This is a genomic window from Bradyrhizobium yuanmingense (assembly GCF_900094575.1).
GTDB classification, from domain to species: Bacteria; Pseudomonadota; Alphaproteobacteria; order Rhizobiales; family Xanthobacteraceae; genus Bradyrhizobium; species Bradyrhizobium yuanmingense.
Genome location: NZ_FMAE01000094.1, coordinates 1 through 1,498, shown reverse-complemented (window position 1 = coordinate 1,498; position 1,498 = coordinate 1). Strand labels below are relative to the sequence as shown.

At 63.4% G+C, this 1,498-nt stretch carries 1 protein-coding gene; it reads right to left on the bottom strand.

The annotated features are described in order from the left end of the window. The coding region (locus GA0061099_RS39160) for a HAMP domain-containing protein (RefSeq protein ID WP_244621069.1) at positions 1 to 1,175 on the bottom strand (1,175 nt) is incomplete at its 3' end. Between the last annotated feature and the right edge of the window lie 323 nt (positions 1,176 to 1,498).

The following is a 1,498-nucleotide window of genomic DNA, read 5'->3' as shown; positions in this document are numbered from 1 at the left end:
ACTTCGCTGGCGGCGGCATCGCGCTCGGCCTTAGCGACGGCCTGGATCTTGAACTCCTCGACCGCGCCGGCCATCTCGCCGATCTCGTCTTTGCGGCCAAGACCCGGCAGCACGACGTCGAAATTGCCCGAGGCCAGCTCGCGCATCGCCTTGCACATCGCGATCATCGGCCGCGAGATGCCGTTGCCGAGCCACAAGGCCAGCACGATGCCGATGGCCAGCCCGCCGAGCGCCATCATCAGCATCAGCTGCTGGGTCTCTACGATCGTCGCATTGGCGCTCGCCTCGATGCGTTGCTGGTCCGCGGTAAGATCCGAACGCAGCTCGGCCGAGAGCTTGAGGATGGTCGCCGCCGTCTTGGTCATCTCGCCGTTCAGCTTGACGATGACCTTCACGTTCTCGGTCAGCTTTGCGAACGAGGTGCGGTACTGCTTCAAGAGATCGCCGATCTCCTTGACGCGATCGGTGATCTTCTGGTCGTTCGCGTAGACAGAGACCAGCAGCGTCTCGAGGAACTTGATGCGGGCGATCACGCCGTCGGCGGTCTTCGGCTCCGGCTTGGCGACGAAAGCGCTGACCGAGGTCGAGACCGCCAGATATTGCGAGGTGATGTCCTTGGCCGTGGTCTGCACCGAGGAGAGACCCGCCAGCGCCGCGGTGTCGGCGAGATCGTCGAATTTGAAGCGGATCTTGTTGCCGACACTGTTGAGCTCGTCGGCCGCGATCTTGTTGTTCTCGCGCGTCAGCGTGATGATCTCGCTGAAGACTTTCGTAAAGCTCTGGAACTCGGCCTCGAGCTTGCCGACCTGCTCGCGGCGAGCCGCGCCCGTGGTGGCGGCCATCGATTTGGCGATCGCGCTCTTCAGATTTCCTTCAGCGGCCTTGGCCGCGGTCTCGTCATCAGCCGCGCCGGTCAGGGTATAGGCCCGTGCCAGCCCCTGATAGGCGATCAGCTCGCGATCGACCGTCCGCGCCAGATCGGCTTCCGCTACGCTGGTGCGGTAGGAGGCCACAGCGCCTGCGATCCGCTCGAAGCCGAAATAGGCGAACGCCATGCTGACGGCGAGGATGGCGAGCACCGCCACGAAGCCGAGGATGATTTTTGCGCGAAAACGCAGCGTTGGCAGCTTCGATTGGCGCGACTTCGATTGGCTCGATTTGGACGTGACCGACATTCCCCCACCCCATTCCATTCGCGGAAAACCAGGCGCAGCCGGGAAGCAGCCCGCTTCCGACTCGTGTGCACGGTAACCGGCAAAGGATAAGCTGCGGTAAACTTGTGGCGCCGCAACTGGCGGTTAGGTGACGTAGGGATTTGTTAAGGTGCGCTTTACTACGCCGCCCTGATGTTCGCCATGAAGCGGTCGAGCTCGGCGCGAAGACGGGTGCTTTCGCTCGATAGCGTCTTGGCCGAGTTCAGCACCTCTTCGGAGGCCGAGCCGGTCTCGGCGGCGCCGCGGTTGACCTCGCCGATATCGGTGGCCGCGGTCTGGGTGCC